Below are 4,956 nucleotides of genomic sequence, written 5' to 3' on the forward strand. Positions count from 1 at the left end.
CGAGGCCGCGCGACAAGCCCGCCAACGCTTCTCTCCGGAGCGTTTCAAAGCCGAATTGTTGAACGCTTACGACCAGCTGCTTCAGCAGCGACCGCCGATCGCGGCATGAGCACGCCCCGCCATCCGCCGCTTTCAGCCAAAGGACATCTCTGAAGCCTCCTCGCCCCGGCGCCGGCTCATGGGCTCGCCCCCGACGCGCCAACTCATCAAACGACCGATCTCCCGACGGAAAAATTGGCTAACCGTTAGAGACGATCAGTCTGCCGAGTGGACATGATGCAAGCGCCTGTCCCTGTGCCGTACGCTGAGGCGATCTACGCCGAGCCGGTCCTCTCGACCGGCGCTCCGCGGAAGGGCCTCGGCCAGCTCGACCCCCGGCTGTTCCTGGCCCTTCTGAAACGTCACATTCGCCTGTTCGCGATTGCGGTTTGCAGCGTCCTCGTCGCCACCGCCGCCGTGACGCTGCTGCTACCGCACCGTTACACGGCGACGACGAAGATTCTGCTCGATCCTCGCAAGGAGCATCTGGCCAGCAGCGAGGAGGTGCTCTCGTCGCTGCCGGCGGAATCGACGGTGGTCGACACCGAGGTCGAGGTTCTCAACTCCCCGGCCCTGGCGCGGCGCGTGGCGACTTCGCTGAACCTCTGCAAGGATCCCGAATTCGCTCGTCCTTCCACCAAAGACGCTACCAGACGCTTCCGACGGTGCGTGGACAAGTTGACCAAGAGCTTGTCGGTCCGGCGAGCCAGCCTCACCTACGTGATAAACCTCTCCTTCACCTCGAAGAGCCCGGCCAAGGCCGCACAAATCGCCAATCAGTTCGCCGAGGTCTATCTGGCGCAGCAGATCGAGGCCAAACAGGACGCGACGGCCACCGCTAGCGACTGGTTCAGCGAGCGTCTGGCCGAGCTCCGCAAACAGGTGCTCGCCGACGATGCGGCCGTTCAACAGTACAAGATCGACAACAACCTGCAGAGCGCAGCCGGCAGCAGCCTGACCGAGCAGGAAATCTCCAGCGATAATCAGAGCCTGTCGTCGGCCCGCGTGCAGGTCGCCGAAGACCAGGCGCGGCTCGACACGGCGCTGGCCCAACTCGCCGGAGGGTCAAAGGGCGACGACGTCGGCGAGGCCCTCGCCTCGCCGGTCATCCAACACCTGCGCGAGCAGCGCACGGCGTTGAGCGTCAAGGTCGCCGCCCTGCAGAACGACTTCCGGCCAGGCTACCCGCCGCTCGATCGCGCCAAGAGCGAACTGGCCGACATCGACGACCAGATCGGCCAGGAGATCAAGCGGACCATCACCAATCTGGAGGCCAAGCTGCGGGTGTCGCAACAGCGGGCCAACGCCATCGCGGCGAACCTCGCCGGCGCCAAGGGCGCGCTTACCGCCAATAGCCGCGCGATGGTCCGGCTGAACGAACTCGAGCGGAATGCCCAGGCGTCCCGAACGCTCTACGAGAGCTACCTGAATCGTTACAAGGAAATCAGTTCGCAGCGCGGCCTCGCCCAGGCCGATGCGCGCATCGTTTCCCGCGCCGATCCGCCGACCAAGCTGTCCTCCCCCAGCATCACGCTGAACGCGGCGATCGGCGGCGTCTTGTCCCTGGTCTGCGGCAGCATCGCCGTCGCCTTGGCGGAACTGCTGAGGTCCGGTCTTCAGACGTCCGACGACATCACGCAGGAACTGCACGTCAAAGCGCTTGGCGCGATCCCGGAGCTTGGGTCGGTGGCCAGGGGCGCGCGCTCGGCGATCGATTTCGTCGCCGACCATCGGCTTTCCGCATTCCCCGAGGCATTCCGCAGCTTGCGGGTGTCCGTGCTCGGCATGGACTCAGGCCGCGTCGTCCGCAGCGTGGCCATCACCTCGGCGCTGCCGCGCGAAGGCAAGAGCACCACCTCGATCTGCCTGGCCCGCACGGCGGCGCTGCAGGGGTGGCGCGTTTTGCTCATCGACTGCGACCTACGCCGCCCCGGCATCAGCGGCATGTTTCCTGAGCTGCCGCGCGGCGGCCTGCTCGAGGCCGTTGCCGGCGATCGCCCTCTCGCCGACGCCGTCGTCCGCGACGGCGTCAGTGGCGCAGATTTCCTCCTGCTGCCGGACAATGCCGGAACAGATCAGGATATCTTCGGGTCTGAGGCCTTCAGCCGCCTGCTTTCGGAAGCGAAAGCGCGCTACGACCTCGTGATCCTCGACACCGCGCCCGTCCTGCCGGTCGCCGACACGCGGATCCTCGCTCAGAAGGTGGACGCGGTGGTCTGCATCGCGCGCTGGAAACAGACGCCCCGACGCGCCGTCGCGCACGCGCTGCGCATCCTGGAGTCCCTGAACGCGAACACGGTCGGTGTCGTCCTCACGAGAGTGGACATGGCCGAGCAGGCGGCGACCGGGTACGGCGACGCGGAATACTATTTCAAATACTACAAGGACTACTACACCTCGCGCTCGCTCGTCGGCTGAGCGCCTTCCGGAGGTGTAGAGACTAGGTCCAGGCCTTCTATCGCGGAAACGTTGAAGCAGAAGGCCGCCAACATCAAAGGAGCGCATGGCAATGAAGCGCATGGCGATTCCGCTGATCGACAAGGAAGAGATCGAAATAGAGTACTGGCGCAATTCGCCGCAAGAACGACCCGGCTCCGAGGCCGTCGAAAACGTGGTCAGCAAGCTGGTCAACGCGCGCGTCCTGCTTCACAAGCTCGAGCGGCACCATGACAGCTTTGCGAATGCGCACCATATCCTCGAGATCGGGGCCGGACAGGGATGGGCGTCGTGCATCGTCAAGCGGATGTGGCCGAAGGCTCACGTCACCGCATGCGACATCAGTCCCTATGCCATCGAGTCGGTCGGCCTGTGGGAGGACATATTCAGCAGCCGGCTCGACGATGCTTTCGCCGCTAAGAGCTACGCCCTGCCGTCCGAACCTGCCTCATTCGACCTGGTCTTTTGCTTTGAGGCGGCCCACCACTTCGTGGCGCATCGGCGCACCTTCCTAGAGATGGCGCGCGTCCTTAAGCCGGGCGGCCGCTGTCTTTACCTGCACGAACCTGCCTGTCCGCGAGCGCTGCACTGGGCCGCGCGGGCGCGCGTGAACCGCAAACGCCCCGAGGTGCCGGAAGACGTGCTCGTGTTCTCGAAGATCGAAGCCCTGGCCGCCGCCGCCGGACTGCAGTGCGAAACCCGCTTCGACCCCACGACCTTGAACCGGGGCCCGACCGAGACGGTCTATTACTCGGTGCTGGGCGGGGCGCGTCCACTGCAACGGCTCCTGCCCTGCACCGCAGACTTCGTGGCGACAAAGCCCTCAGCCATGTCTCGGGCCGCCTGACCCTCGCCAGGCCGATGCGCCCAGGCGCAGCGACGGCGCCGCGCAGGCCGACCCCGGAGGGGTTCCGCCGGCGGCGCCGCCTTGCCGCGTCAGACGAAGGCGAAGTTGCCTTGCGTCAGCGAGCTGAGGCTCGTGTTCTGCAGGGTGACGACATCGTTCGCGTCGTAGGCGATCAGAACCGACGTCCCCGATTGCGTGGCGTGTTGCAGCACAGCCGAGGCCGAGCCGAACAGGTTGTGATCGAAGACGATGGTGTCCGAGGCGGGGCTGAAGTCGGCGACCGTCTCTCGCCCAAAGCTGGGGTTGAAGACAAAGCTGTCGTGCCCGCCGTGGCCGCTGAGCGTGTCGCCCGCCCGACCCACCAGGACGTCGTCGCCGCTGCCGCCGTTCAGCTGGACGCCCGTCGAGCGGCTGAAAAGCGCCACGCCCGTGGAGCCGACCGTGCTCCCGGCCGAGTCGGTGGCCGTCTCGGTAAAGCTATGAACGCCATTCCCGAGACGCGTGGCGAGGGACCAGGCTCCGGAGCTGTCGGCGGTGGCCGTCCCGATCGGGGCGCCGTTATCGTAGACCTTCACCAGGCTTCCGGATGCGGCCTCGCCGGTCAGCGCGGCCTGTTTCCACCACGTCGCCGTGACGTCCGAGAGGTGCGGGGCGGTCGGCGCGGGCGCCGTCGGCTGCGCGGGCGTCGAACTGGCGGCCTGGGTGTTGACCGTGAACTGCAAGGCGCCGCTGGCCGGGCCGGTATTGCCCGCCTGATCGGTCGCCGTGGCGGTCACGGAGTGGGCGCCGTCCGCGAGCTGACCCAGCGCATAGCTCCACTGGCCGCTGCTGTTGGCCGTGACCACGCCCAGCTTGGCCGCGCCATCATAGACCGTCACGGTGGAGCCCGCTGCGGCGGCCCCGGTCAGGGTCTGGCTCGCCGTGTCGTGGGCCGCATCCACAACCCCGTTCACGATGGCGCTGTCCGCCAGCCCGCTCGGCGCTCCGGGCGCGACGGTGTCGACGGTGAAGGTCAGGGCCGCGCTGCTGGCGCTGACGCCTCCCGCCGTCGTCGCCGTGGCGGTCAAGGCGTGAGCGCCGTCGGCGAGCCCGCCTAGCGTGTAGCCCCAATGGCCGGTGCTGTCGGCGGTGGCCGTGCCGAGCTTGGCCGCGCCGTCGTAGACCGTGATGGTCGCCCCCGCCGTGGAGATCCCGGTCAGCGCCTGGGTCGCCGTATTATGGGCAGCGTTCACATAGCCGCCGACGATCGCGGCGTCGCTCAGGCCGGTCGGGGCGGCCGGCGCCGGGGGTGTGGTCGCGCCGCCGGTTGTCCCGCCGGTCGTGGCGCCGGAGCCGTTGACTTCGATGATCAGCGGGTGGTCGGTGACGCCGACGGTGATCTGGCTGACGTCGGTGTAGGTCTTCTGGGCCTGGGCGCTCACGAGCGGATCGTAGACCACGACCGAGTGGTAGGTGGCCCCGAGGTTGACGGTCACCTGCGAGGTGGGCGCGGTGATCTCCTGGTGGGTGGCGTCGTTCCAGATGTCCGGCTCGGCCCAGACGACGATGTCGTGCGCGCCGCTGGCCTCGTGGAACTCCACGCTGGCCCCGGTCGAGGGCAGGCCCGAGATCGTGTAGTTGACCGCCGCCGTCGA

General features: G+C 67.4%; 3 protein-coding genes. 2 read left to right on the forward strand and 1 reads right to left on the reverse strand.

Features of this window, described 5'->3' with window-relative positions; all coding sequences use genetic code 11:
• Nucleotides 1–273 precede the first annotated feature (273 nt).
• A complete protein-coding gene (locus tag VJS38_RS04875; protein WP_324087029.1) occupies nucleotides 274–2,457 on the forward strand; it encodes a polysaccharide biosynthesis tyrosine autokinase in 2,184 nt (727 codons plus the stop codon).
• A gap of 91 nt (nucleotides 2,458–2,548) precedes the next feature.
• A complete protein-coding gene (locus tag VJS38_RS04880) occupies nucleotides 2,549–3,322 on the forward strand; it encodes a class I SAM-dependent methyltransferase (RefSeq protein ID WP_324087030.1) in 774 nt (257 codons plus the stop codon).
• An 89-nt stretch (nucleotides 3,323–3,411) separates the two neighbouring features.
• Here VJS38_RS04880 and VJS38_RS04885 read toward each other — a convergent pair.
• The coding region (locus VJS38_RS04885) for an Ig-like domain-containing protein (RefSeq protein WP_324087031.1) at nucleotides 3,412–4,956 on the reverse strand (1,545 nt) is incomplete at its 5' end.

The organism is Phenylobacterium sp. (genome assembly GCF_035276905.1).
GTDB lineage: Bacteria > Pseudomonadota > Alphaproteobacteria > Caulobacterales > Caulobacteraceae > Phenylobacterium.